Origin of the sequence: Nostoc sp. (genome assembly GCF_036917975.1) — a bacterium.
In the GTDB taxonomy this organism is placed as follows: Bacteria; Cyanobacteriota; Cyanobacteriia; order Cyanobacteriales; family Nostocaceae; genus Nostoc.
The window spans coordinates 1-25,707 of sequence record NZ_JBALEJ010000045.1; the positions used below are offsets into that span (position 1 = coordinate 1).

Genomic DNA, 25,707 nt, shown 5'->3' on the forward strand with positions numbered 1-25,707 from the left:
TATTTCCAAAGACTGATTGTAGAGTGCGATCGCTTCATCCACATCCCCTTTGTTGGCGTAGATACCTGCCAGTTGGTGCAACGTCGCCGCTTTGCCTTGGACATTACCAATGCTTTCTTTTATTTCCAAAGACTGATTGTAGAGTGCGATCGCTTTGTCCCATTCCCCCAAATCATCATATATGTAACCCAGTTCGTGAAGAACGCTGGCTTTGATTCCTGCTAGATTTTCATCTTCTTCAGTTAACTTTAAAGCTTCTAGCAAAAAATCTTCTGCTTTTTTCGCCTCACCAATACTCCTGTAAGCTGTACCTAACTCCTTTGAAATAGTAGCGCGGGTGCGTATATCAGTTGATTCTTCCATTAGCAAGCGCTCAAGTAAATCAATTCGCTCTTGCCTTTCTGGTAAATCTAAACTTCCTAATATTCTCTCAGACTGAATAGTTTTTTCAATAGCCAACTCTTGAGTAGACTGGACTGTTTGAAAATAAAATACTCCTTTTCTCCATGCCCAAAAATCTGGGGCATATTTTGCCAAACGCATTAGGGCATGATCTGGCAAAAATATCAGTATAGGGTGAGGAACACTGTTAGTAAAAGCGTCTCGGACAAAGTTCAAGTCTTGGAGTACAGGCGGATATTTTCCAGACAAACCAATAGACTTTTCTAAACCGATAACAATTAAGACTAATTTTTTATCTGGCTCTAAATGAATTTCTTTTAAATCACGAATAATCTCATCCCTTAAAAAACGCAAATTAGGAGCCGCAAAATTGAGAATTTCAAACTGAATATCATCACATCGAGGATGGTTGTCAAGGATTTCAATTAAAGTATCTCTATCTTCAGCAAAATTAACAGCAACGAACCCAATCGTTAGCTGAGTGTCAGCAAAGTCAATAAAGGTTAACAGTTCCGCTAATGACTGCTGATTTATTTGCAAAAAAGTTTCTTTTTCTAATTTTAAATCATGGGCTACTTGTAGCTGATTTGAGTGCTTCTTGGAAAGCATGGATTTGCCTCACAACTGGATTAACATAATTCCAGCGATTTTTGCCGTTGTATTCAAAAACCCAAAGACTGAACAGCATTAACCTGCCTATTTCATCTTTAGAAACATCCTTATTTACACATACCGCAGCCAACGCCGAATAGTATTCTGTTGATATACTCCGCTCAAAATTAAACTGTTCTTGCTTAATTGCATAGATAATATCATCGGCAGTAACTTTTTCGCGATCGCGAGTTGCGGCTGTAAGAAATGCTTGTGATGCTATTTGCATCAATTGGCGAATGTGACCACCGCTTGCTTTCGCTAAATCTACCAATAGTTGACGCGATTCAAATACTGCATCTACTTCAACTCTTTGTTCAATTAAACTCGTAATTGCTGTTATACCATCATCATTATGAGCTAGATCGGTTTTGTCTTGTTCAAACTCATATATATTGACCATCGGCACAATATTGGGAGTGTCGAAAGAATTACTCAAGTTATTTTCAGAATAGACAATAGAAATTGGTGCTGTATAGATAATCGTACAATATAGACTTTGTAATTGAAATGCGTAATCACAAAATAAATGTTTAGCTACATTTGGAGGCACTCTGTCTAAGTTATCGAAAATAATTAAAAATCCATCTTCGGCAGCAACTAAAGGAAGGTAAAAACTAATACCAAAGTTTATCTACACAGATATAATAGAAAATTATCTTTGTCTGTGTGCGCTGAAAAAAATGGTATGGACTCCCCTACACGCAAAAATCCATCGCACAATCCGATCGCGCCACTTATTTGAGCGCAACCAACGGCTATTAATCGCTGTTTCCGGCGGACAAGATTCTTTGTGTTTAATCAAATTACTTTTAGATTTACAATCCAAATGGGGATGGCATTTAGGTATTGCTCACTGCGATCATCGCTGGCGTTCTGACTCCGAAGCTAATGCTTATCACGTCAAAAATTTAGCGAAAACTTGGGGTATATCCTTTTATTTAGAAACAGCAAACAAACCGATAAATAGTGAAGCTACTGCACGCGATTGGCGCTATCAAGCTTTAAGTGCGATCGCCCAGGCAAATAATTTTCAATATATAGTTACAGGACACACCGCCAGCGATCGCGCCGAAACTCTCCTCTACAATTTAATTCGCGGTACTGGTGCTGATGGCTTACAAGCCCTGACTTGGCAACGCCCTCTAACTACAGGCATTATGCTAGCGCGTCCACTTTTAGAAGTCACTCGCTCACAAACAGAGCAATTTTGTCAAGAATTTAAATTACCAATATGGGAAGATTCCACCAATCAAGATTTGCAATATGCCCGCAACCGCATTCGCCAAGAATTAATACCATATTTACGAGATAATTTCAATCCCCAAGTAGAATCAGCCTTAGCCCAAACAGCAGAACTTTTACAGGCAGAAGTGGAATATCTGGAAAAAGCTGCCCAGGAGTTGCGGGATGAGGCATTGGGCATGGATGATGAAAAATTACCTGTTTCTCCCCTACTCCCCACTCCCCACTCCCCACTCCCCTTACGCTTAAATCGTCGGGTATTGCAGAAAGCACCACTGGCGTTGCAACGTCGCGTGATGCGTCAGGTGTTGCAGCAAATATTGACTGATGCGCCCAGTTTTGAACACATTGAGAAATTAACGGCTCTAATTATAGCGCCCAACCGATCGCAAACTGATCCATTTCCTGGTGGTGCGATCGCTCAAGTAGAAGGCGACTGGATCTGTTTGAAATAGTTTTGAGTATTGCTATTGCAAAGCAGGGAGAGGTTTGTCGAATTCACGTTAAATTACCAATGCGTTCTGTTATTTCCAAAGACTGATTGTAGAGAGCGATCGCTTTTTGTACCAAGTGCCTGTAAACTAGATTAATCAACAGAAAAGTTGGTGCGAGTAACCCTGATTAGTTATGATCTAATTAAATTCCGGGTTGCTGGATTATGGTTATTTAGAATTTATGGAAGTCATCAAGCTAGGAAAAACAGGTCAAGTCTCTATTCCCAAAGCAATTCTTAATCGTCTAGGGTTGGATGGGGAAACTATGCTACTGGTGGAAACTACTGCTGATGGTGGAATTTTACTACGTCCTGCTGGAGTGTATCCGATTGAGATATATACAGACGAACGAATCGAGGAGTTTCAGATAGCCGATCGCTTAACTGACGAAGAAGCTAAACAACTTCAGCGACAGCTTCAAGATGCTGAATAGGGAATATAAATGCGCGCACTTCTGTACCCAGAAATTTGAGAAAGCGATCGCTTGTCAATCACCAGAAAACCAGATCCCCGACTTTTTGAAAAAGTCGGGGATCTTAGTCTTTACGAATGATTCTGTATTCTCTCCAGCCTAGCTTGCACCTGTTCAGCATACGGTGACTTCAATCGCTGCAAAATCTCTAAAGCTGGTTGCAAATAGGATATCGCTTTAGTGTATTCACCCTGCTGTTCTGCCAAATATCCTAACCAGCAGAGAGTATTTGCTTGAATTCGGACATCTCCAATGCGTTCTGTTATTTCCAAAGACTGATTGTAGAGTGCGATCGCTTCATCCACTTCCCCTTTGTTGGCGTAGAGAATTGCCAGATTGTGCAACGTCGCTTCTTTGCCTTGGACATAACCAATGTGTTCAAATATTTCCAAAGACTGATTGAAAAGTGTGATCGCTTGCTCCACTTCCCCTTTATTGGCGTAGATATATCCCAGATTGTACAACGTTGCTGCTTTGGTTTGGAAATTACCAATGCGTTCTGTTATTGCCAAAGACTGATTGTAGAGTGTGATCGCTTGCTCCACTTCCCCTTTGTTGGCGTAGAGATTTCCTAGACAGTGCAATGTTGGCGCTTTGCCTTGGACATTACCAATGCGTTCATCAATTTCCAAAGACTGATTGTAAAATGCGATCGCTTCATCTATTTCCCCTTTGTTGGCGTAGATAATTCCCATTTGGTGCAACGTCGCCGCTTTGCCTTGGAAATTACCAATGCGTTCATCAATTTCCAAAGACTGATTGTAGAGTGCAATCGCTTCTTCTACTTCCCCTTTGTTGGCTTTCAGTATCCCTAAATGATGATAAATTGATGCTAATTCTCGTTCGTCTTCTGTGGGACAAAGATTTAAAGCTTGTTGGTAATAGTTTAATGCTTGATCAACCCCACCCATTTGATATTCACAAACAGCCATTTGTCTAAGAACACTATGGTTTTTAGTAATTTCTAAGGTTGATTTACACAGATGTATTGCTTCCCGAAATCGACTTTGATTCCGCAAGTGTCCCGCCAATGAATTACCCATTTTCCCCGCAATATTTTCATCCTTCCCCAACAAAGCCAAGCGATGAATTTCTAACATTTTTGCTTCCGTAGAAGTTTCCACCTCCCACCACAGGCGATACAAAATTTGTGCAGCTTGTTTATACAACTCTTCACCCTTGGGGTTTTCTGGAAACTCTAGCAACGGTGACAAAATCCGGGGAACACGATACAACCTCTCTGTGTTGTTGGTGAGGGTAACTTCTAACAAACCCAAAATTTCAGCGCGTTGAATATGACTTTCCCAACTTGAGATATCCTCACAAATCGGGTCAATAGCAGCTAGAGGAACAGGTAACTCATACACCAACAACTTCCCCAGCATCTTCCGCAAAGCTGGAGTTTGCTGCTTCAGCAATTCTTCAGCCAAAATATCCTCACGAAATTCCTTTACCCTATCTAGCATCTTTTGCAGAATCATCTCAACTCCCCTCTCGGCTTCTGGCGACTTCGGGGAATTTTGCAAAATCTTATCTAACCATTCCAACAGCCGAGGATTTCCATCTGCTGCTTGTTTGGCACGTTCCGGCAAATCTGGCTGAAATTGCCAACTGCCATTAAACGAATCCAGACGATTATACTTTTTAATTAAATCTGCCCCACCCAAAGCACCCAGAGGTTCGCGGTACAGACGATGATTCAGTTCCGACAAAGTGAAATTGTAGCGACAGGTAATAATTACCTTGTGGGGAAGTTGGGAATTTTGCATCGCCTTCAGCAACGCCAGCAGTACATCTACAACTTGTGGTTGCAAGACATAAACCCCATTTCGTAAATCCAAATTCGCCTCAAAGTCATCCAGCACAAAGGCAAAACGCTGTTCTTTGGTATTCAGTCCTTCTGTGAAAAACTTGGTGAGGCGCTGCATCAAGGGTAACTTGCCATTGAGAATTTCATGCCCCCGTTCCGAGGTACATTGTTCAGCAAGGGTTTTGAGCAGTTTGTCCTCATCTAGTTGCCGAAAGTTCACCAGCCTGTGATAGCCAACCATCCTTTCCAGAAGTCGCGCTGTCACAGTACTCTTACCCACACCCCCCAGTCCGTGAATTAGTACCCCTAATGAAGTGCGAATTGCTTTGAGACAACGTTGCAAAGTCCGCCGTCTGCCAACAAACTCAGAGGGTTTCGCCACCCGCACCAGTTGGGTATCGGGATCTAAAAACAGATCATAAGCAGGTTCCGGCGCAGAGAGTGGCACATCTCTCGACACTTCCACCAACGCACCCGGACATTCTCCCTGGACATATAACCGCAACAAATGCCAGTCACGCACATTCTGTTTAAACAACTGCTGGTAAGTACTAGCGAGTGCTTCAGCTAATTGATATCCGGCAGCCAATTTGCCGTAGAGGTGCGCGGAGGCGGCTGTAGCTGTCCGATCTTCCACAGGCCGCCCCCAACTTAAAACCGCGATCGCCCCTTGGGCAATTAGTGCCTCAGCCATTGAAGGGACAGCCCCTTTATCTGGTGCTTGTCCAGTCCGACAACCAGATAAAAACACCAACTTGGGAAAGCGAAACCGGAAGACTTCGGCAAGTTCTGCGGCTGTGGTTTCGTGGCGTTCCCCAATTTCCGTCTCAGTGATAAAGTAAGGCGTGTAAGGTGCTTCATCTTTAATTGAGGCGTGTCCTGTGAGGTGAAACACATCAAAGTCATTAAAATAGCGACTCCACACCTTACCCAACTCGCTAACGCAACCGCTTTCTTCCACCCGCAAATCTACAGCAAAATCTCGCGTATCAGCCAGAATTCTCGCTTCTTCCTGTTCAAACTCTAACTTTGGTTGCACATCTTCCGGGTCGGTTGCCATAAACAATACTCGCAATTGTCGTGCTTCCACAGAAAACCCTTCCGTGTCTTTCTCAATCCAGCGCAGAGGTAACACCACTGGATTAACCCGCTTCACCAAAAAATCCTCACCATCATGCAACACTTCCCAAGGTAGATGTGCCAATTTTTTATCAGTATCAATGGCAATTACCAACCCCTCACCGCGACAGTTAGCAATTCCCCGACTCAACCACCGTCCATCCCCATCCAACCAAAAAAATAACTGCTTCCCGATTCCTGGTAAATTGGGCAGCAGTTTATAGTAATCTTGTTCACCTTGCTTGAGGAAATCAGCGATTTCTGCTAATTTCAGGCGACGTGATTCATAGTGCTTTATTTGAGGTAGCCAATACCTGAGTTCAACTGTTTCCTGCGTACTTTCCCGAAGTTGAATGCGGATAGTTTGCACTTATTTGCTGATAGATTTGAGGATTTCCGTGATTTCCTCTATAGTAGCTTCTTCGAGTAAAATCCTGTTTCCAGTATCAGGATCAAGAATTACCACATCAAATTGCTTCCCGGTATGAGATTTATGCCATTCTTGATACCATTTGCGAATTTGTTCAGCTAAAGCCGCAGCACCGCCTACAATGCCGACAATGGTAGCAATAGCTGCTAGAGTTGCCTCTTTTTGGGGTGGAACTTCATAGCTTCCCGATATTCCAGGAATTGCTAGCAAAGCCTCGGCTGCTGCTGGTGCAGCTTCACCTTCGATTCCGACTTGGATTTCTGCCATTAAATCACCTACGAATTTATACAAGATTCTGTATATTATGCGTTCAATTGGCGATAAGCTTCACGCACAGACACAGAGAATATTGCGAAATTATTTACTTTATGTTGCAAGAATTGCCTAAAATAAGGCAACAGACACAAACCCGGAAACTCACATCTTGCAACTAGTCCTGGCGATTAGAAATCGCGGCTATACAAACGAAGTCCACCTTTCCTACGGAACGCTACGCGAACGTGGACTAAGAGAAAATCAAAGGTTTTTACTTTTTGTGATCGGGGATGATGCAGATTATTAGTTTTAGAATCTTAAGAGAATATGCAGAGAACCATTCAGATTGTCAGGAAGCATTAAGCAATTGGTATAAGATCGCTACTAAAGCAAAATGGTCAAATTTAGTTGAAGTACAGCAAGTTTTTCCTAAAGCTGAAGCTGTTGGTAATTTTACAGTTTTCAATATTAAAGGAAACAAATATAGCTTGATTGTTAGTATAGATTATGAAGGGCAGTTAATTTATATTAAATGGTTCTTCAGTACTTATTATGCCAAACTAACAATTAAAATGCCAATTTAATAAGCATCTAATTCGGAAGTTATCAAAGTTTCTAAATCCATAAGCAGAACGTTTAATTAGCTTGAGTTTGTTATTAATACTGACTTTTCACGGGAAGTCCTCAAGCCCCGAAAAAGCGTGGCTTTTTCCACAGGCTAATTCTCATTAACTCAGAGTTATTGAAAATAGCCAACGGAGAAATCAGGGCTTGGGAAACCATCAAAATGACCTTTTCCACATGCCGTGAAAAGTCAGGTTATTAATACCTTCAACAGCACCACTATTAGTACCATTATCAAAGTAAGCAATAATTTCATCGAACCAACGAATAATAGTATTGTTGCTATTTGGGAAATATTTTTTAGCTCTCGATAACCACATACCTAGTTTAAAGACTCCCGTATACCAATCATTAGTCTTATTAAAATTTTTTCTAAATTTCTCTTTTAGTTCATGCATTACTTTCAGGGTAGGAGATATATTTTTAACTTGAATAAGTTTATTTACTTGATCTTCACTTAAACTATCTTCGTTCTTGAGTAGAGGATATTTACTATTTTTCAACCCTGCTAATATTTGCTCATATTCAGCTTTTTTAGATGCTAAATTTTCTTTCCATCTCGTACTGTGGGGGAATGCTTACTTGCCCTCTAAGGTTGATGAATCCCCATTTTTTATTAACTTTTACAGGTGCAAATCCCTCAGAAAATTCCTTTGCATAATCAAATCGAGAGCTATTTTTTGATTATCCCTCTCAGCAGCAATGGTAACTCTTTCTGCTCCAATATCTACGTAAAGTTCTCTACCTCCGTATTGAGGTATAATGGATCGTTCGTTATTGTCCAACCCTCTGCTGTAAGTGCTTTAATGACTGCGGCGTGGTAGATGTCTCTGGCTGGCATTAGTCGAAAGATAGCTCCAAAAACACAGCTTTAATCTAGCAAAATTATTTTACAGAGGCGCGATGTTGGCGAAAACTTGGACAAAGCCCTTTTCAACGCCTGATCAGGTTGATAAAAAAGCGATCGCTCCAAAAACCAAAGTGCGATCGCTATTTATGTTTATATCGGGGCAGACACCTTCCCCATCTAATATCTAAATATCTGTCTCGCTCAACTCGCGTGTGATGTGATCGAATGGTTCATCCACAAAAGCAGTATTAAGCACACCTGCGGCTGCTACTTGTTCCTTAATCAGATCCTTGAGAATTTGGATACCGCGAACTGTCGGCCCAATAGGTACTCCTAAAGAATTGTAAGTTTCACGTAGCCCTTGTAGCACACGCTCATCCAATACATTGGTGTTACCTGCAACCAGCGCATAGGTGGCGTAACGCAAGTAGTAGTCTAAATCTCGCAGACAAGCTGCATAACGACGAGTCGTATAAGAATTTCCACCAGGACGAATTAATTCTGGTAGTTCTTCATATAACTTTAAACCAGCTTGCTTGACAAGTGCAGCTGCATTAGAATTAATTGCCGCCGCCGCTTGTACTCTTGCTGTACCACTGTCAAAGTAAGACTTCAAGCTATCGATCGCATTCCGGTCAAAATACCGACCAGCTAAGTCATAATTCTTAATTAAACTTGTTACCGCATCGCGCATTCCTTCTTCTCCCAATCCTTGCTATTTATGGTTTGATATTTATTTGGCTGCACTTATGCACCAGTAAACTTTTGTGCTATTTAAAATAGATTTGGCACAAAAACAATTTATCCGCTATCTAAGGATTTTATGCCAAAGTTGACCCCTATGTGATGAACTTTCCAGTTTTGTACAGATGATCGCGGAAAGGTTAATATAACCTGTAATCCAGATATCTGTAGCACAGACTACAAAATCCGCTAATGTCTAGTATTTAAGATATTTCAGGTGTGTCACGGCTGGATTGAGATCGGCAGGGTTAGGATGCAATGGAAGATTCTGGTTTACTTTAGGAAATTGGTAGAGAAGGAGTAACAATGACAACACCGCAAGAACTCTTGAAGAGAATTCAAGATGAAAAAATTCAGCTGATTGATCTCAAATTCATCGATACAGTAGGGACTTGGCAGCATCTCACGCTGTACCAAAACCAAATCGATGAGACTGCATTCACTGATGGCGTACCTTTTGACGGTTCTAGTATCCGGGGTTGGAAAGCAATCAACGAATCAGACATGACGATGGTACTCGACCCCAACACTGCTTGGATCGACCCATTCATGGAAGTTCCAACGCTAAGTATAATTTGTAGCATCAAAGAACCCCGCACAGGCGAATGGTACAACCGTTGCCCACGCGTTATTGCCCAAAAAGCAGTAGACTACCTAGTTTCCACTGGTATTGGTGATACAGCCTTCTTTGGACCTGAAGCTGAGTTCTTTATCTTTGACAGTGCTAGGTTTGCACAAACTTCTAACGAAGGCTACTACTTCTTAGACTCCGAAGAAGGTGCTTGGAATTCCGGTAAAGCCGGTACAGATGAAAAACCCAACTTGGGTTACAAACCACGCTTCAAAGAAGGTTACTTCCCAGTTTCACCAACGGATTCTTTTCAAGATATCCGTACAGAGATGCTGTTGACGATGGAAAAATTGGGTGTACCCATTGAAAAGCATCACCATGAAGTTGCTACTGGCGGTCAAAGCGAACTGGGTTTCCGCTTTGGGAAGTTGATCGAAGCAGCTGACTGGTTGATGATTTACAAATATGTCATCAAGAACGTTGCTAAGAAACACGGCAAAACCGTCACCTTTATGCCCAAACCACTGTTTGGCGATAACGGTTCCGGGATGCACACTCACCAGTCTATCTGGAAAGATGGCAAACCTCTGTTTGCAGGTGATAAGTATGCTGGTTTGAGTGAAACAGCATTGTATTACATTGGCGGTCTACTCAAACACGCACCAGCCCTGTTGGCCATTACCAACCCCAGTACCAACTCATACAAGCGCCTAGTACCTGGTTATGAAGCGCCTGTTAACTTGGCTTACTCCCAAGGGAACCGTTCTGCTTCTATCCGTATTCCTCTATCTGGTACTAACCCCAAAGCCAAGCGTTTGGAATTCCGTTGTCCAGATGCTACATCTAACCCCTACTTAGCATTTGCTGCAATGCTTTCTGCTGGTATTGATGGCATCAAGAACAAAATCCATCCTGGTGAACCCTTAGATAAGAACATCTATGAACTCTCTCCAGAAGAACTAGCGAAGGTTCCTTCAACACCAGGTTCTTTAGAATTGGCGTTGCAAGCACTGGAAAAAGATCACGCCTTCTTGACAGAATCAGGTGTCTTCACAGAAGACTTTATCGGAAATTGGATTGATTACAAGCTAGGCAACGAAGTCAAGCAGTTGCAGCTACGTCCTCATCCCTACGAGTTTTACCTCTACTACGATGCTTAATTAAGTACCGTATCTCACTAAGTTTATAAGTTTTGCCACCCTAGAGTAGAGGGTGGCTTTTTTTCCAGAGTTGTCAGTTGAGACATTCACTCAAAAATCAACCTTAAAACTTAGCTCATGGAAGCATGACTGGGTCCATAAATCATGCGAGCGTTAGCATCTAACTTCCCTTGAATCGGGTTCCAGTTGTGGGATACTTCTTCAGGAAGACCAAGTTCTTGAGCAGCCCGCATCAGTATTGATTGTTGGCGATTCTTGACTTGTTGATGTTCACGTGCCATTAATGCACGAGATTTATCTGCGATAGACATAACCATAGCCCTCTCTATTTGGTGAATATATAATTTTTGTTTTCTCACAAGACTAATATAACAAAAATTCTGTAACATAAGCTACTTTTTACAAAAATTCATATTTGCTTTTACTCTTTTTTTCGTGAAGCGGCACAAAAACAGCAGTTGCAAAAACTAAGTTACCATCAAAATAAAGATTTACAAAGATTTACACAATTTTACAAAATCTATGACAGTTGCTTATCCACGTAAATTTCAGAATGTTTTGAGTGCTAGAGATGTATTAAAACGGGTGGTATGCGATCGCGAAATCCATCTAATTACCCTCAACCGCTACCGTTACAGCGAACAACACAGTTGCAAAGACCTAACCGAGTTAATTGAACAACTGAATGGACAGCCACGAGAACTATTGCGGGATTTGTCTCATCACATCTCAGATGAAGCTCGTCATGCTATGTGGCTAACTGATTTGTTGGTGGAATTGGGAGCAGATATTGGCAAACCGCCCGGTTCCTCATATATCAATGAATTTGAACGCCTACTCGACAGCGAACAACAAGATCCAGTCGAAAACCTTGATGATTTTGTAATTTCTTCCCTTGCGGCAATTAACGTCACCGAAAAACGGGGCTGTGAATATTTTTCTGCTCACATTTATGCACTCAAGCAAGGGGCACAAACCGCAGAAAACATCAAAATCCGGGAAACCATTGAAAAAATTCTCCCAGAGGAAGTGGGACACGTCCGGTGGGGTAATCGTTGGTTAGGAGAACTTGCGCGTAAGAGTCCAGAACATCAGCAAAAAGTAGACCAAGCCAAGCGAAAATATACCGCCATCGAACAAGCAGCGTTTGAATCAGGAATGGATATCACCTTGGGTGCAGAACTACGGCGAGTTGCCAACCTGGTGGAAGTGGCAAATACCATGCCCCTTTGGCAACGTCCCCAATACCTGATGGAACGCCTACCCCAAACTTTGCTAGCGCCTGAGTTGCAATTTACTAGAATTCAGGCTGCACAAAAAGCTTGGCAGCGCGATCCACAAACGTTTATCGAGAAGTTTGTGCCAATGTTCCTCAACGGCATCCAGGGAAGAGAAAGTAACCGTAAGAAAACAATGGTATAGAAGGGCATTGGCATTGGGCATTGAAAAGAGGCAGAGGGGCGGGGTGCGGGGCGCGGAGGGGAAAACTCTTCTCCCTTGCTCCCTTTTCCCTTTTTTATAAACTTCATCAAATCTTCAGAAAGAAAAATTTTAAGCAGTGTTCTGAAAGAGCTAAAGTTTTGTTAAGATGCAATTGCTAGCAGTTTCTCAGCGAAATACACCTATCAGGGTGTGGAGAAATAAAAAGTACTAGCAGCACAAAGTTCAAAAGGTGAAGCAATGACCACCTATATTTTTTTCGATGAAGCCCTGCGGATACTGACAAATGCCTATTTGATATCAATAGTGCTGTTAATAGCAGCTTCTAGTATAGGTTTGGCGGTAATTGAGACAATAGAAAAGACAGGAGAACGCTAAAGTTTACAAACGGCAATGTAGTTCCTGCCAAAAAACCATTGGGTGCAAGTGTTCGCCTTGAATGAATCCTGGGAACACTAAGATATGAAAGTCTCATAGCGTTACAGTCTTACCTGTACATCCACCAAACACACAGGTAGCTATAGCGCTATTGGGACTCTAACCAAGGAGCTACTACAATGGGTCTATTCGACGCTGTGTTGGGCGCAGAAAGCCAAACCCAAGCAGCACTCAATCCAGCAGAAGCTTTTGCAGTCATTATATTGACGGCAACAGCTTCAGACGGTTATCTTTCTGTTGAGCAAGAAGATTCTATCATTTCTGTGTTGTCTCGGATGAAACTTTTTAAAAGTTATCCCCACGAAATGATGGACAGATTGTTTGACAAAATCTTGGGCATTCTCCAGGGTGATGGCTTTAATGCTTTGTTTAATGCAGCAAAAGATTCTTTATCTCAAGACTTGCGAGAAGCAGCCTTTGCAGTAGCGACCGATTTAGTCCTAGCTGAAGGTATTGTACTTGAAGAAGAAAAAAACTTTTTAAATGATCTATATCAAACTTTAGGGGTTTCTAGTGAGATAGCAATACAAATTGTGCAAGTAATCTTGATTAAAAATCGCGCATAGGGTGTGGAACATAACTTGTTATGCCTATTGTACCTACCTGATTAAAGTGTATGAGTAGCTTATAAACAAAGCGTGGCAAGGAAGTTCAGCTTCTTTGCCACTATTTTTTGCTGTTCAAAATTAGTTATCAAGAAGAACTCAGAAGTCAAGTTGCTTCTCTGTAAGAGGTTGTTTGAAAAGTCTAATTTATTACTTGCCTCAGCGATTAGAAATCGCGGCTACACAGGCAAAACCTGCCTCCGCAGGTTAAAAACCCTCGATTTTGTATTAGTCCACGCAGGTGGACTTGGTTTGTGTAGTAGCGAATTCTATTCGCCCAATACTTTTCAAACATTCTGTAAGGGCACATAGATAGAGTATTCTAAATTCTGACTTCTGACTTCTGAATTCTGAATTCTGAATTCTGACTCCTGAACTACGAGCTTATTTTTTCTCAATATAACTCTGCCACATTTGCTGATAAGCCTTCTCCATCTCACGAGTAAACTGCTTACCATTCCAAAGGGGTGCTGTTTGTCGAGATGCTTTCAGTTTCAAAGTCACCTGCTGGCGTAAAGCTTCATCTTTACCCAAGCGCACACCCCATTCTATATATTCTTCATCTGTCCAAGCGAGACCTTCTGTTACACCTACATTCATCATCATGGTGTAGCTATTACGAGCCGCAAATTGTTGTCCAACTCTGGTTACTAAAGGAATACCCATCCAGAGGGTTTCTAGGGTTGTCGTAGCTCCGTTGTAGGGAAATGTATCTAATACAATATCAGCAATGCCTAAATTAGCACGATGAACCGACTCTAAATAAACTTGTGGTAAAAATCGTAACCGAGAACAATCTACACCCTCTTCTTCAGCAATTTGGTAAAAGAAGCGTTTAATTGTTTCTTCCTCAGCCGGCCCTTTAATCAAAAAGTAGCTGTTAGGTACTTGTTTAATAATTTGCATTTGCCACTTTGTCGTTTCTGGATGGCGTTTATATCCTCTTTGGGCGCTGAGATATACAACCGCATCCATTGGGATATCCAAGTCATCGCGGCGGAGAGTTGGTACACCAACTTCAAAACCATCTACTGCTATGTAAGTTTGAGGTAATCGCCAGATTTTTTCTGTATAGTAATTTTGGGCATCATCTGGCAACACATAAGGATCTGCGATAAAGTAATCAATTGCAGGTATGCCTGATGCATCCCATCCCAGCCAAGTAACTTGAATTGGGGCTGGTTTGAGTGCCATCACTTCACTAGTAATATCTAGAGTGATGCTATCAAGATCAATTAAAATATCAATTTCATCTTGATATATCTGGTCAGCAATTTCTAGACCATTCATACCTAATTGACGAGGTTTTTCTGCCTGACCTAGATACCACTCTTGGAGATAGTCATTGACTAATTGATAGTTCACAAAATAGGTATGAATATCAAATTTCTCTCGGTCGTGATGTTGAAATAGCCAGCGAGCTAACCAACCAACAGAATGATTCCTTAAAGCGTAAGATACATAACCAATTTTTAATTTCTTAGTAGGGGAAGATAAATCTCGATTATTGATAATTTTGTGACAATAATTTTTTCCTTCTGATTTGCCAAAAGCTTTAATATAAAAGTTAAAAATTTCAGCTACCTGATTATGAATAGCTCGAAAATTCGCAGGAGCATCTTTAATGTGAGGTATCGCAAAAGATGGCGTAAGTAACCGTAAGATTCTTCCTTCTTCTAAAGGAATTCGTTCAGCTTTAATAAACTGTTTAAACACAGTTTCTAATTCTTGACAAGTTGTACATATCTCTTGCCAATATCCCCCTGCTGTCATTAGACCCCTTAACAGCAAATGGAGTGCAAAAATTTTATCAGCCAAGCTTTCTGATAAGGAATAACATAATCTAGCTGTCTCTATTCCTTGAGAATAATTACGAGCATCTTGATAAAAAGTCGCTAAGTGCCGCAAAATTTCTACATTATTTGGCTCCAATCGTAAATGCAATTCTAGCAGAGATGCTGCTAGTAAAGGCTGCCGCAAAGTATGGCCAATTTGGATAGCAGCAGGAAGCAGTAGAGAGAAGCATTGATGAGTTTCAGTGAAATAAGGAAGACTCGCTTCTATTAAACTTATATTAATTGGATGTAATGGGACAGTATTTAAAAATTCTTTTAAAAATTGGATTAATAATTCGGTATTGATTTCTATATTTTCTTTTGCATTTAAGCTTTCAATTAATCCCCAATCATTCAAATTATCAATTTCTTCAAATTTTTCTAATTTGATAGAAAGTATCAGGATTTGAAGCAAATTATTTATATTACTAGGATTAATTTCCCGTATATGCTGGCGAATTAACCAAGCTAGAGAATATTCTGCCAGTGTTTCGCGTCTTTCAGCTTCTATTTGCAAAAATTGAAATAGTTCATTTATCCAAATTGGTAACTGTTCTTCATCTGCCTCTGCTATTGGCAGCATCCAAGTCATTTGAGCTTCTGCTTCTTGCCCTTGTAATAGCAAGATTAACCCTAAATGCCAATAATAAGAGATGGTATTTGGTTCTATTGCTATTGCTTGTTCATATAACTGTGCTGCTTGCGAATATTTTTCTTGAATAAAGTATTCTTCAGCTTGATTTTGCCAATTACATACATCAGTAATCATTATAATTCTCTGAGAAAATTTTATGAAGAATATAGTTATGAACCACTTAAAAAATGGAAATAAAGTGGATAGAAGCATCTACCCACTTTGGAAAATATCTGATTGAGAAACAATTTATATACTGTTTGTCCCTGGTTGCTTACTTAGCCAAAGAGACGTAGCTGCTCGGACAAGTAGGTTGTCCAGCGGTAGTAGCAATTGTAACGGTATCTGCATTTGCACCGCCGTTAACCATAGCGTTGTTAGATTCACACAAAACAGCTACGGTAGTAGCTTCACTGGTAGCTTGTTGGGTTGTCACCTCTACAGCACCAACATAGGCTTTGAGAGGCGCACCGGCATTTATTACTTTCGCTCGGTTGTTTATTGAACTAGCGTCTCCACCACTAACAGCCGTATATGTGTAATTTATGGTTTGTGTTGCAATACCAAGACCTAAAGCACCAATTGAAGTTGAAAATGTAGTATTTTCTAAGTAATAAGCTTGTTGAGCGCGGTTCATGGAACCAACGTAAGTTTTAGCTTCTGACTGCTTGGCTTTGTTTGCTTGGTTCAAGAAAGAAGGTAGAGCGATCGCAGACAAAATACCGATGATAATAATTACTACTAGTAATTCAATAAGTGTAAAACCCTCATTTTCTTTCTTTTTGTCGAGGATGTGGTGAAGAAACTTGGCTTTTAATTCGGTTTTCATAAGTGTTTTCCTGGGGTAGGAAGTGCTTGGGTGTTCTAGATGTAACTTACCCAAGTGCGATCGCTTTCCTATCACCTTCAGAAAAAAAGTTTGGTGAAATGTTTTAGGAGTGCTGTTAACGGTAGCGGGGCGTTGAGCCAGTGCGACTATTACTTTTTACTCAGCACTCCTTACTCAGCACTGTTTCGGTGAGCGTGTCCCCATTCTGCATCAGCAATGGAGCTTGGTTTAGTCAACACGTCAGGCGATCGCAGGTTTCTTGTTTCCAAGTTGTCTTCTTCTATATACGGTAAGATAAACCCTGCGCCAGAAGCAGAGATTTTGTCATTGCAAAATCTCTATATTTACAGCTATTTTCAGGTAAGTTGAAATTTCCCCAATGCCTTCAGGAGTGCTGAGTACCAATTAGGATATCTAATTCTTTACTCAATAGCACTCGGAACCGGCTCAACGCCCCGCTAACGGAAGTTGGAACTGTTTTGCCCAATGCCCTATGACTAAATACTTTCGCCCCAATGTTGATGCAATGGCTAGCTACGTTCCCGGTGAGCAGCCTCAACGCGGTACACAGATTATTAAACTTAATAGCAATGAAAACCCCTATCCTCCTTCTCCTGCCGCATTAGCTGTGCTACGGAATATTGATGGTGAGTGGTTACGGCGGTATCCAGAACCTTTCGGTGGAGAGTTCCGGCAAGCTGCAAGTAAAGTTTTAGAAGTTCCTAGTGATTGGATTATTGTCGGAAATGGTAGTGATGAATTATTGAGCGTAATCATTCGAGCCTGTGTAGAACCTGGGAAGAAAGTTGTTTACCCGATGCCAACTTACGTGCTATATCGCACATTGACAGAAATGCAAGCGGCGAAAATTATTGAGATTCCTTACAGTGATGACTACAGCTTACCTTTAGAAGAACTGGTTGCCGCCAATGGTTCTGTGACATTTATTGCGTCGCCCAATAGTCCATCGGGGCATGTGGTGGCAACAGATGACTTGCGAAAATTAGCCAGCCAGTTATCTGGGGTTTTGGTAATTGATGAAGCTTATGTAGATTTTACCGAAGAGAATGCCTTGGCTTTGGTAAAGGAATACGAAAACGTCATCGTGATTCGGACACTTTCTAAGGGGTACTCATTGGCAGGATTACGACTGGGCTTTGGGGTGGCGAATCCCCAATTGTTGCAGGGATTGTTTAAGGTGAAAGATAGCTATAACATTGATGCGATCGCCTGTGCAATTGGTACGGCTGCTATTACCGATCAAGCTTATAAAAATGCTTGTGTGGCAAAGATAAAGGTATCACGGGCTAAGTTAGCAGCAGACTTGAAACAATTAGGTTTTCATATTTGGGATTCCCAAACTAATTTTTTGTTGGCACAGCCAAGAGAAGGAAACGCAGAATATCTTTATCAAAAACTGAAGGAAGGGGGAATTTTAATCCGCTACTTTAAGCAACCTGGACTAGATGATAAATTACGTATTACTGTTGGCACTGATGAGCAAAATCAGGCTCTAGTGGAGGCACTAATTGATTTATTAGACATCTCCAGAAATTAAAGATGCGTTACCCTAACCCAATACAGTTCAGATAAGCCCAAAACACTTGTAGAGACGGCGATTTATCGCGTCTTGAGAACCCAAAAATGTTGCCAGTAGCCCTTAACTGAACCGTATTGACCCATAACCCTTGTAGAGACGTAGCACTGCTACGTCTCTACATTCTTTTTCGGAGATGTCTATTAAAGACTGGGGATAAGAAAGACGGGGAAGAGAGAATCTAAAAACTCGGCTACACCTGTAATTTTGACTTTTCTACTTTTGAAAAATTGCTTGTTGTAAAAAATTTACTTTCTGAGCGTTGCACAGCGTATATATAGTGCGGTATGTTACGCCAGAGTGTCTCCTGAACGACCTTGAGGTCATTTTTCTCAGCTACACGCCGAGAGGGGATGTTCTCTGGGCGAATTAGGGAAATGACGCGATGATCGCAACCCAGGACATTAAAGGCATAGTCCTGGCAAGCAGATGCGGCTTCAGTTGCGTAACCCTGCATTTGTTGGTCACGGCGGACATGATAACCAATTTCGAGTTCTTGGTGTCCTTCTACCTCCTGCCAAACCAGTCCGCAGTCGCCGATTACCTCACCCGTCGCCTTGAGAACCATCGCCCATAAGCCGAGTCCGTGCTGTGCGTAGCTGCGGCAATGCCGATCAATCCAATTTTGCACCATCTCGCGGTCAAAGGGCTTTGGGTAGTAGCGCATCGATTCTGCATCGCCAAGGACAAGTAGTAGCGGGTCGAGGTCAGAAGGCGTCATTTCCCGCAAGAATAGGCGTTGAGTTTCCAAAATGAATCCTCGTTTAGCCATTGTCTAGTTTATCTTGATTTTTTTCATCTAGCGATCGCAACCTGAGACTGAAAGTAAAATATTTTACTTTTGCAGATTTCGCTTCATTTGTTCTAGTTCATCCTGAGTTTCCCAGCTACGGAACTTATCTTCTAAGTCATCAAAACCACTAGAATAACTGCTAGTTTGATTCGACCAGCCAACGGTTTCAAAACGCTGCTGGGTTTGCGCTTTAGCACGGGCTGTCTGTGCCTCAGCGGCTTTAGCTTGTACCTCTTGTCGTCGCTGCTGAATTTTTTGCAGTAGTTCCTGAGATTGCTGAATGCGTTCTTTCAGCCCTTGCATCTGTCCCCAACGCTGATTTCCTTCGCGCAACAAGGCTGCTTCTCGTTCACCCGCCGCCGCCGCCAAATCTTCTCTACCAGCATTTTTAGCTTTTTGAATACGGATATGCCAACGCTGAATTTCTTGAGCGGTGGACAGAATTTCTTCTTGCGATCGCTTCTCTTGTACTTGTAAATCTGCGATCAGCTTTAATGTATCTTCTTCTTGCTCACGCAGCTGTTCTAGCAGCGCCTCTAACTCCAAATGTGGATTGCTACGCAAGAATTCTTCTAAACGGTTTTCTAGAAACCGACTCAAATCATCAAATAAGCCCACTGCTAAAACTCCAGAAATCGGGTGCGTGACTATTTTATTGTATTGACAGTCGTACATTGTCGGGACAATATAGACCAATACCCTTGGGTTAAGGGCTACTAGCAAAAATTTTGGGTTTTCAAGACGCGATAAATCGCCGTCTCTACAAATCTTTTTGTCTTATCTTAACTGTATTGCAAGAGGTCTTATAATAAAACTGCACAAGATTTCCAACAAATAAATTATCCAATTTTGTGGGGTAGGCATTTCCTACCCCACAAAATTGCTAAAATTTCACATCTAAAGTACGCACCAAAAAAGCCCATTTGTCTGCGGCTTCTTCGATAATTTTAGCTGTGGGTTTACCCGCACCATGTCCGGCTTTAGTTTCAATTCTAATTAAGGTTGGTGTATTACCTGTGTGAGCCGCTTGCAAAGCTGCGGCAAATTTGAAACTATGAGCAGGGACAACGCGATCGTCATGATCGGCTGTGGTAATCAAGGTTGCTGGGTAAGCTGTATTTGGTTTGATGTTGTGTAATGGCGAATAAGCATACAGTGCTGGAAACTCTTCTAGGTTATCTGCTGAACCATATTCGGAAGTCCAAGCCCAACCGATGGTAAATTTGTGGAACCGCAACATATCCATAACGCCAACTGCGGGTATTGCTGCACCAAACAAATCGGGACGTTGGGTTATGCAAGCACCCACTAATAAACCGCCGTTACTACCACCTGCGATCGCTAGCTTCTCAGTCTGAGTATACTTGTTAGCAATCAACCACTCAGCAGCGCCAATAAAGTCATCAAAGACATTCTGCTTTTTATCTTTTATTCCTGCTTGATGCCATTCTTCGCCGTATTCTCCACCACCGCGAATATTAGGCATCGCATAGATACCACCTATCTCCATCCACACCAACAGACTCACAGAAAAGCTAGGTGTCATTGAGGCATTAAAACCGCCATAAGCATAGAGATAAGTAGGGTTATTGCCATCTAATTTAATACCCTTTTTGTGGGTAATAAACATTGGCACTCTAGTACCATCTTTGCTCTGATAAAAGACTTGTTTTGTCTCATAATCATCAGGATTAAAATCTACCTGTGGTTGGCGGAAAACCTCGCTTTTTCCTGTCACCAAGTTGTAGCGATAAATAGTGCCTGGTATGGTAAAGCTAGTAAAACTATAAAAAGTTTCAGTATCATAACGCTTACCACCAAATCCTCCGGCTGAACCAAGTCCGGGTAGTTCTACCTCTCGAATAAACTCACCTTTGAGGTCAAAAATTTTGATTTGGCTGTGAGCATCTTTGAGGTAATCAGCAACAAATTGATTATTAAGTATACCGACACTTTCCAAAGTCTCCGCAGATTGGGGAATGATTTCTCGCCAATTTTCTGACGCAGAGTTTTTCGTATCAATGGCAATCACTCTTCCCCGTGGCGCATTTAAATCTGTGCGGAAATAAAAGACGCTATCATCATTGTCAATAAAGCTGTAATCTGCCTCAAACTGGTTAATTAGTTCTATGACTTCCCCATTAGGGTTAGTCAAATCTTTAGAGAAAACTAAATTTTTGGAGTCACTACCCAGCCAAATTGAAATTATTAGATAGTGCCCATCTTCAGTAACGCCACCACTAAAACCCCATTCTTTTTGGTCAGGGCGATGGTAAATTAAAACGTCTTCTGATTGAGGTTTACCTAATTGATGATAGTAGAGCTTTTGATAATAGTTAACATCTTCTAATTGAGTTTTTTCATTTGGTTCATCGTAGCGACTGTAGAAAAAACCTTGATGATCGTGTGTCCAAGATGCACCAGAAAATTTAATCCACTTTAAATGGTCTTGCAGGTCTTCACCAGTTTCAACATCGCGTACTTTCCACTCTTGCCAATCAGAACCAGAAGATGATAGACCATAAGCTAAAAGTCTACCATCCTCACTAATAGATAATCCCGAAAGAGCAACAGTGCCATCTTCGGAGAGTTTATTCGGGTCGAGTAAAACTTTGGGTTGATCGTCGAGGGTTTTCAGAGTGTAAAGGACACTTTGATTTTGCAGTCCGTCATTTTTAAAATAAAAGTAGCTTTCGCCTTCTTTAAAAGGGATACCATATTTTTCATAATCCCAAAGTTTGGTAAGGCGTTGTTTAATTTTTTCCCTAGCAGGAATTTCACTCAGGTAGCCAAAAGTAACTTGATTTTGTGCCTCAATCCAAGTCTTTGTTTCTTCAGAGTCAGGATCTTCTAACCAACGGTAAGGATCTGCGACTAAAGTTCCGTGGTAATCATCGACTTGATTACTCTTGCGGCTAGATGGGTAGGTGAGTGGTTTTTCAGAATCAGGCATAGTCTTAGGTCAAAAGTGCTTCTTTATATACTACAAAGATAGACCCAAGATGAACACCAAGAGGCTCAGATCCCCGACTTCTTGAAGAAGTCGGGGATCTTTTTGTTCGTAACTCATTTAGGATTGCTATATAAATCAGCATATCTCCGACGGGCTACGCCTACGCGCATTTAATTTGCCTCATTTAGAAGCTGAATCTTTATTAATTCTAAGCATTACTTGTAGTGGTAATAAGTTTCTCCCCTTTCAGCATTCGCGCTGCGGCTTCGAGGAGAGCTTCTTCAAGATAAGGCTTGGTAAAGTAGCCACTAGCACCGAGTTGAGACGCAATTTGTCTGTGTTTGTCTGCACCCCGTGAGGTGAGCATGGCGATCGGTAAGTGATTGAGGTTAGAGTCTTTCTGAATGCGAGAGAGTAATTCCAGTCCATCGCAACGGGGCATTTCGATGTCGCAAAATACGATATCGCAAGGTAGGCCGGAGCGGAGTTTATCCCAAGCTTCCTGACCGTCACGCGCCTGTTCTACGCGATAACCTGCCTTATTAAAGGTTAAGGACAGCAACTCTCGGACTGTAATCGAGTCATCAACAATTAGCACTGTCGGATCAATCTTCACAGGAGAGGTATCTTGGGGAGTAGCTTTTTGTTGCCAAGAATTGCCACCAGTTTGTGTAGAAATCCGTCCCTGGAAGATGTCAATTATTTCCAGCACGTCAGCAATGGGCATAATCCGACCATCACCCAGGACTGTAGCACCGGCTACACCAATGGGTTTAGGGGCTGGCCCTTCAAATTGCTTAATTACAATTTCTTGTTCGCTCAACACTAGGTCAATCTGTAGAGCAATCAGGGTATTTGCCGATCGCACCACAACCACAGAAACCATATCATCATCTCTGGTGCCACCATAGACATTACCGCGACTGATTTGGCGATTGAAGGTTAAAAGTTCCTTCAGAGGTCGGAATGGCAGCACCGTATCACGCCAGGAAATAAACGATTGCCCATTGGCATCATGTTGAATATTTTTGACTGGAATATCTAGCGTATCTTCTACACCATCCATCGGGAAGGCAATTCTGGCTCGATCGGAGACGCAGCAGAGAGCTTTACAAATACTTAGAGTCAGTGGTAAACGAATGGTGAAGGTGGTTCCCTTGCCAATAGCAGAATCGGTGTTTACTGTTCCCCGAATTTCGCTAATCTCGGAGCGCACTACGTCCATACCCACACCACGACCGGAAATTTCATCGGCTTGGTCTTTAATTGTAAAACCAGACTGGAACAGCAGATCGTAGACTTCCAGGCGAGACATGGCTTTTGCCTGTGCTTCTGTAAGCATACCAATCTTCACCGCCTTAGCCTTAACCTTTGCAGAGTCAATACCTGCGCCATCATCACCTACAGAAATGATCGTTTGGTTGCCTTGGTGGAAGGCGCGGATAGTAATAATTCCTACGGGTGGTTTACCAGCAGCTTGCCTCTCTTCTGGGGTTTCAATACCGTGAGCGATCGCATTATTCAGCATGTGAGTTAACGGATCGGTCAGATGATCTAAAATCATCTTGTCAATTAAGGTATCACCACCTTCGATCACCAACTCTACTTGTTTGCCACACTTAATAGCATTGTCGCGCACTCCTCGCCGCCAGCGATCGATTGTTTGGGCAAAAGGTACCATTCGCGCTCTAGTTAATCCCTCTTGTAACTGGGTGGTTACTTGGCGGAATTGCCTTGCGACTCGCTCGGTTTCTTCGGTAACAAAATCAATGTCACTAGCCGACTCACGCACTCGCACAATGCGCTCAATCATCTGTTGTGAGAGTGTATGGAAGGGAGTAAAACGATCCATTTCTAACTCGCTAAAACCCCTTTCGGCGTTGGAGTCTGGCGCTTGCAAGCCTGGGTCTTTCTTTTTGCGTCCAGCTAACAGAGAGGCTTCTAGGAGCGATCGCTCGTACAACTCCTGCATCCTGGCGCCGACATCTGAGAGTTGTTGTACCTGAATCAGCAAGTTATCTAACGACTGCCGCAGCCGTTCATGATCCTGCTCTAAGGTATTACGGTTTACCACCAACTCCCCAACTAAATTACTCATATCGTCCAGTTGTTTCACTGGAACCTTCATCGTTTCTTCAAATCTCGTAGCCCGACGAGTTGAGGGACGGGTAGCTTTGCTGGTGTTAGATTTGACTACAGGAGAATGGGATATTGTTTGATCTGCTTCTGCCAGCAACTTCTCCAAATCACCAAATTCATCTTTGATCGCTGGTAATGGAATGGGATTTTTAGCCAAGACTGGTTGAATGTCTTGGGGCTGGATGCGATCGCTATCTGTACCTAACAATTCTTCCAGGGCAGCAAAATCTACTTCTGGTATCTCCTTATTTTTGGAGATGGGTGCTAATTCCTCTCCTAGTAATGCTTCTAAGTCTGCAAATTCATCTTCTGAAGCAACATCTTCAAGGAGTTCTGTAGTTGCCAATTCTTCAGTCGGGGCAATGATAGCATTTTCTCCCTCTGACACTGCTGCAACTTCAGATATCTCTCCTAAATTCCACAAATTGGTTGCTACATCTTCCTGAATAACCGTTTGTGTGAAGTCATTGATAGCTTCTGAGTCAATTCTTGTCGGATTTTCTCCTAATTTTTCCTGATTTACTGCTGCTATCAGAGTCGTTGCTGTCAACAATAAATCATTTTCAAAATCTGTATTTTCTGTGAATTCAAAGGTCGTTTCTAAATTATTATTCTCATCAGTCTCTAAAACCTCTGAGCTTGTCTGGGCTGAATCTGAAGTTTCGCCAAAACTAATAGTTTCTGATAGTTCATCCACAGACAATTCTGTGGTTTCCATCTGAATATCCATCTGAATATAGGTGGAATCTGTGACTACATCTTCAAACAGCAGTTGTGGATTTTCATCGAAGGGACTGAACAAATCATCTGGCTGTGCTTCGGCTGATACTGAATCTGAAGTTTCACCAAAACTAAAACTAATAGTTTCTGATAGTTCATCCACAGATAATTCTGTGGTTTCCATCTGAATATAGGTGGAATCTGTAACTACATCTTCAAACAGCAGTTGCGGATTTTCATCGAAGGGACTGAACAAATCATCTGGCTGTGCTTCGGTTAATTCTGAATCTGAAGTTTCGCCAAAACTAATAGTTTCTGATAGTTCATGCACAGATAATTCTGTGGGTTCCATCTGAATATAGGTGGAATCTGTGGCGGCATCTTCAAACAGCAGTTGCGGATTTTCATCGAAGGGACTGAACAAATTATCTGGCTGTGCTTCGGTTAATTCTGAATCTGAAGTTTCGCCAAAACTAATAGTTTCTGATAGTTCATCCACAGACAATTCTGTGGGTTCCATCTGAATATAGGTGGAGTCTGTAACTACATCTTCAAACAGCAGTTGCGGATTTTCATCGAAGGGACTGAACAAATCACCTGGCTGTGCTTCGGTTAATTCTGAATCTGAAGTTTCGCCAAAACTAATAGTTTCTGATAGTTCATCCACAGATAATTCTGTGGTTTCCATCTGAATATAGGTGGAGTCTGTAACTACATCTTCAAACAGCAGTTGCGGATTTTCATCGAATGTACTGAACAAATCACCTGGCTGTGCTTCGGTTAATTCTGAATCTGAAGTTTTGCCAAAACTAATAGTTTCTGATAGTTCATCCACAGATAATTCTGTGGTTTCCATCTGAATATAGGTGGAGTCTGTAACTACATCTTCAAACAGCA

22 protein-coding genes and 3 pseudogenes are annotated in these 25,707 nt (G+C 41.8%); 9 read left to right on the plus strand and 16 right to left on the minus strand.

Going from position 1 to position 25,707, the window contains the following annotated elements; all coding sequences use genetic code 11:
• Both V7K76_RS19540 and V7K76_RS19545 read right to left on the minus strand, forming a co-directional pair.
• On the minus strand, positions 1-1,011 hold a 1,011-nt coding region (locus V7K76_RS19540; RefSeq protein ID WP_335029953.1), incomplete at its 3' end, for a tetratricopeptide repeat protein.
• Entirely contained in the window at positions 968-1,606 is a 639-nt protein-coding gene (locus V7K76_RS19545) for a hypothetical protein (protein ID WP_334775850.1), read from the minus strand. The genes V7K76_RS19545 and V7K76_RS19540, both read right to left, overlap by 44 nt.
• Before the next feature lie 130 nt (positions 1,607-1,736).
• Here V7K76_RS19545 and tilS point away from each other — a divergent pair, with 130 nt between their 5' ends.
• Positions 1,737-2,753, plus strand: a complete 1,017-nt coding sequence (tilS, locus tag V7K76_RS19550) for a tRNA lysidine(34) synthetase TilS (protein ID WP_335029954.1) — start codon at positions 1,737-1,739, stop codon at positions 2,751-2,753.
• A gap of 220 nt (positions 2,754-2,973) precedes the next feature.
• A complete protein-coding gene (locus V7K76_RS19555) occupies positions 2,974-3,225 on the plus strand; it encodes an AbrB/MazE/SpoVT family DNA-binding domain-containing protein (protein WP_334711450.1) in 252 nt (83 codons plus the stop codon).
• A gap of 110 nt (positions 3,226-3,335) precedes the next feature.
• Here V7K76_RS19555 and V7K76_RS19560 read toward each other — a convergent pair whose 3' ends face one another.
• Complete coding sequence (locus tag V7K76_RS19560) at positions 3,336-6,563, minus strand: tetratricopeptide repeat protein (RefSeq protein ID WP_335029955.1); 3,228 nt, start codon at positions 6,561-6,563, stop codon at positions 3,336-3,338.
• Positions 6,564-6,890, minus strand: a complete 327-nt coding sequence (locus V7K76_RS19565) for a hypothetical protein (RefSeq protein ID WP_334775853.1) — start codon at positions 6,888-6,890, stop codon at positions 6,564-6,566. It lies immediately after the preceding gene.
• Between the two features lie 281 nt (positions 6,891-7,171).
• On the opposite strand from V7K76_RS19565, the gene V7K76_RS19570 reads away from it, so the two are divergent.
• Entirely contained in the window at positions 7,172-7,462 is a 291-nt protein-coding gene (locus V7K76_RS19570; protein ID WP_334775866.1) for a type II toxin-antitoxin system HigB family toxin, read from the plus strand.
• Here V7K76_RS19570 and V7K76_RS19575 read toward each other — a convergent pair.
• From V7K76_RS19575 to V7K76_RS34635, 4 genes and pseudogenes are all read right to left on the minus strand, one after another.
• Positions 7,439-7,540 (minus strand): annotated as a pseudogene (locus V7K76_RS19575) (transposase); the annotation flags it as partial. The gene V7K76_RS19570 and the pseudogene V7K76_RS19575 overlap by 24 nt on opposite strands.
• Before the next feature lie 156 nt (positions 7,541-7,696).
• Positions 7,697-8,041 (minus strand): annotated as a pseudogene (locus tag V7K76_RS19580) (transposase); the annotation flags it as partial.
• Positions 8,037-8,168: pseudogene (locus tag V7K76_RS34630) on the minus strand (WG repeat-containing protein); the annotation flags it as partial. The pseudogenes V7K76_RS19580 and V7K76_RS34630, both read right to left, overlap by 5 nt.
• A gap of 61 nt (positions 8,169-8,229) precedes the next feature.
• Positions 8,230-8,343: an element excision factor XisH family protein gene (locus tag V7K76_RS34635; protein WP_442936683.1), complete on the minus strand. Its 114-nt coding sequence runs from the start codon at positions 8,341-8,343 to the stop codon at positions 8,230-8,232.
• Positions 8,344-8,405: 62 nt separating this feature from the next.
• Here V7K76_RS34635 and V7K76_RS19585 point away from each other — a divergent pair, with 62 nt between their 5' ends.
• Positions 8,406-8,540: a hypothetical protein gene (locus V7K76_RS19585; RefSeq protein WP_334775854.1), complete on the plus strand. Its 135-nt coding sequence runs from the start codon at positions 8,406-8,408 to the stop codon at positions 8,538-8,540.
• Here the strand turns inward: V7K76_RS19585 and apcB are convergent.
• Complete coding sequence (gene apcB, locus V7K76_RS19590) at positions 8,537-9,046, minus strand: allophycocyanin subunit beta (protein ID WP_334697433.1); 510 nt, start codon at positions 9,044-9,046, stop codon at positions 8,537-8,539. The two genes, V7K76_RS19585 and apcB, sit on opposite strands and share 4 nt — an antisense overlap.
• 356 nt (positions 9,047-9,402) lie before the next feature.
• Between apcB and glnA the strand changes: the two genes are divergently transcribed.
• Positions 9,403-10,827 carry a type I glutamate--ammonia ligase gene (gene glnA, locus V7K76_RS19595; protein ID WP_334775855.1) on the plus strand — a complete coding sequence of 475 codons (1,425 nt, stop codon included), beginning with the start codon at positions 9,403-9,405 and terminating at the stop codon, positions 10,825-10,827.
• 110 nt (positions 10,828-10,937) lie between these two features.
• Here glnA and V7K76_RS19600 read toward each other — a convergent pair whose 3' ends face one another.
• Entirely contained in the window at positions 10,938-11,138 is a 201-nt protein-coding gene (locus V7K76_RS19600; RefSeq protein WP_334775856.1) for a hypothetical protein, read from the minus strand.
• A 211-nt stretch (positions 11,139-11,349) separates the two neighbouring features.
• Between V7K76_RS19600 and V7K76_RS19605 the strand changes: the two genes are divergently transcribed.
• The 3 genes from V7K76_RS19605 (at position 11,350) to V7K76_RS19615 (ending at position 13,271) form a co-directional block, all read left to right on the plus strand.
• Positions 11,350-12,249: a ferritin-like domain-containing protein gene (locus V7K76_RS19605; protein WP_334775857.1), complete on the plus strand. Its 900-nt coding sequence runs from the start codon at positions 11,350-11,352 to the stop codon at positions 12,247-12,249.
• A gap of 258 nt (positions 12,250-12,507) precedes the next feature.
• A complete protein-coding gene (locus tag V7K76_RS19610; RefSeq protein ID WP_179064901.1) occupies positions 12,508-12,645 on the plus strand; it encodes a hypothetical protein in 138 nt (45 codons plus the stop codon).
• A gap of 179 nt (positions 12,646-12,824) precedes the next feature.
• The gene (locus tag V7K76_RS19615; protein ID WP_334775858.1) at positions 12,825-13,271 is read left to right on the plus strand and encodes a tellurite resistance TerB family protein; all 447 of its coding nucleotides are present in this window, start codon (positions 12,825-12,827) and stop codon (positions 13,269-13,271) included.
• 423 nt (positions 13,272-13,694) lie between these two features.
• On the opposite strand, the gene V7K76_RS19620 is transcribed toward V7K76_RS19615, so the two are convergent.
• Complete coding sequence (locus V7K76_RS19620) at positions 13,695-15,914, minus strand: O-linked N-acetylglucosamine transferase, SPINDLY family protein (protein ID WP_335029956.1); 2,220 nt, start codon at positions 15,912-15,914, stop codon at positions 13,695-13,697.
• 139 nt (positions 15,915-16,053) lie between these two features.
• Positions 16,054-16,608 (minus strand): type IV pilin-like G/H family protein, encoded by a 555-nt coding sequence (locus V7K76_RS19625; protein ID WP_335029957.1) that lies wholly within the window; start codon positions 16,606-16,608, stop codon positions 16,054-16,056.
• 493 nt (positions 16,609-17,101) lie between these two features.
• Between V7K76_RS19625 and hisC the strand changes: the two genes are divergently transcribed.
• Positions 17,102-18,166, plus strand: a complete 1,065-nt coding sequence (gene hisC / locus V7K76_RS19630; protein ID WP_335029959.1) for a histidinol-phosphate transaminase — start codon at positions 17,102-17,104, stop codon at positions 18,164-18,166.
• A gap of 232 nt (positions 18,167-18,398) precedes the next feature.
• Here hisC and V7K76_RS19635 read toward each other — a convergent pair whose 3' ends face one another.
• The 4 genes from V7K76_RS19635 to V7K76_RS19650 form a co-directional block, all read right to left on the minus strand.
• Entirely contained in the window at positions 18,399-18,977 is a 579-nt protein-coding gene (locus tag V7K76_RS19635) for a GNAT family N-acetyltransferase (RefSeq protein ID WP_334775862.1), read from the minus strand.
• Between the two features lie 63 nt (positions 18,978-19,040).
• Positions 19,041-19,616 (minus strand): TIGR04376 family protein, encoded by a 576-nt coding sequence (locus V7K76_RS19640; RefSeq protein WP_334694805.1) that lies wholly within the window; start codon positions 19,614-19,616, stop codon positions 19,041-19,043.
• 265 nt (positions 19,617-19,881) lie between these two features.
• The gene (locus V7K76_RS19645; RefSeq protein WP_334775863.1) at positions 19,882-21,951 is read right to left on the minus strand and encodes a prolyl oligopeptidase family serine peptidase; all 2,070 of its coding nucleotides are present in this window, start codon (positions 21,949-21,951) and stop codon (positions 19,882-19,884) included.
• A gap of 208 nt (positions 21,952-22,159) precedes the next feature.
• The coding region (locus V7K76_RS19650) for a hybrid sensor histidine kinase/response regulator (RefSeq protein ID WP_335029960.1) at positions 22,160-25,707 on the minus strand (3,548 nt) is incomplete at its 5' end.

Excerpts from the sequence above, each read along its gene's own strand:
- tilS (WP_335029954.1), top strand. The coding sequence starts at position 1,737 with ATGGTATGGACTCCCCTACACGCAAAAATCCATCGCACAATCCGATCG.
- V7K76_RS19555 (WP_334711450.1), top strand. The coding sequence starts at position 2,974 with ATGGAAGTCATCAAGCTAGGAAAAACAGGTCAAGTCTCTATTCCCAAA.
- V7K76_RS19565 (WP_334775853.1), bottom strand. The coding sequence starts at position 6,890 with ATGGCAGAAATCCAAGTCGGAATCGAAGGTGAAGCTGCACCAGCAGCA.
- V7K76_RS19570 (WP_334775866.1), top strand. The coding sequence starts at position 7,172 with ATGCAGATTATTAGTTTTAGAATCTTAAGAGAATATGCAGAGAACCAT.
- V7K76_RS34635 (WP_442936683.1), bottom strand. The coding sequence starts at position 8,343 with ATGCCAGCCAGAGACATCTACCACGCCGCAGTCATTAAAGCACTTACA.
- V7K76_RS19585 (WP_334775854.1), top strand. The coding sequence starts at position 8,406 with ATGTTGGCGAAAACTTGGACAAAGCCCTTTTCAACGCCTGATCAGGTT.
- apcB (WP_334697433.1), bottom strand. The coding sequence starts at position 9,046 with ATGCGCGATGCGGTAACAAGTTTAATTAAGAATTATGACTTAGCTGGT.
- glnA (WP_334775855.1), top strand. The coding sequence starts at position 9,403 with ATGACAACACCGCAAGAACTCTTGAAGAGAATTCAAGATGAAAAAATT.
- V7K76_RS19600 (WP_334775856.1), bottom strand. The coding sequence starts at position 11,138 with ATGTCTATCGCAGATAAATCTCGTGCATTAATGGCACGTGAACATCAA.
- V7K76_RS19605 (WP_334775857.1), top strand. The coding sequence starts at position 11,350 with ATGACAGTTGCTTATCCACGTAAATTTCAGAATGTTTTGAGTGCTAGA.
- V7K76_RS19610 (WP_179064901.1), top strand. The coding sequence starts at position 12,508 with ATGACCACCTATATTTTTTTCGATGAAGCCCTGCGGATACTGACAAAT.
- V7K76_RS19615 (WP_334775858.1), top strand. The coding sequence starts at position 12,825 with ATGGGTCTATTCGACGCTGTGTTGGGCGCAGAAAGCCAAACCCAAGCA.
- V7K76_RS19620 (WP_335029956.1), bottom strand. The coding sequence starts at position 15,914 with ATGATTACTGATGTATGTAATTGGCAAAATCAAGCTGAAGAATACTTT.
- V7K76_RS19625 (WP_335029957.1), bottom strand. The coding sequence starts at position 16,608 with ATGAAAACCGAATTAAAAGCCAAGTTTCTTCACCACATCCTCGACAAA.
- hisC (WP_335029959.1), top strand. The coding sequence starts at position 17,102 with ATGACTAAATACTTTCGCCCCAATGTTGATGCAATGGCTAGCTACGTT.
- V7K76_RS19635 (WP_334775862.1), bottom strand. The coding sequence starts at position 18,977 with ATGGCTAAACGAGGATTCATTTTGGAAACTCAACGCCTATTCTTGCGG.
- V7K76_RS19645 (WP_334775863.1), bottom strand. The coding sequence starts at position 21,951 with ATGCCTGATTCTGAAAAACCACTCACCTACCCATCTAGCCGCAAGAGT.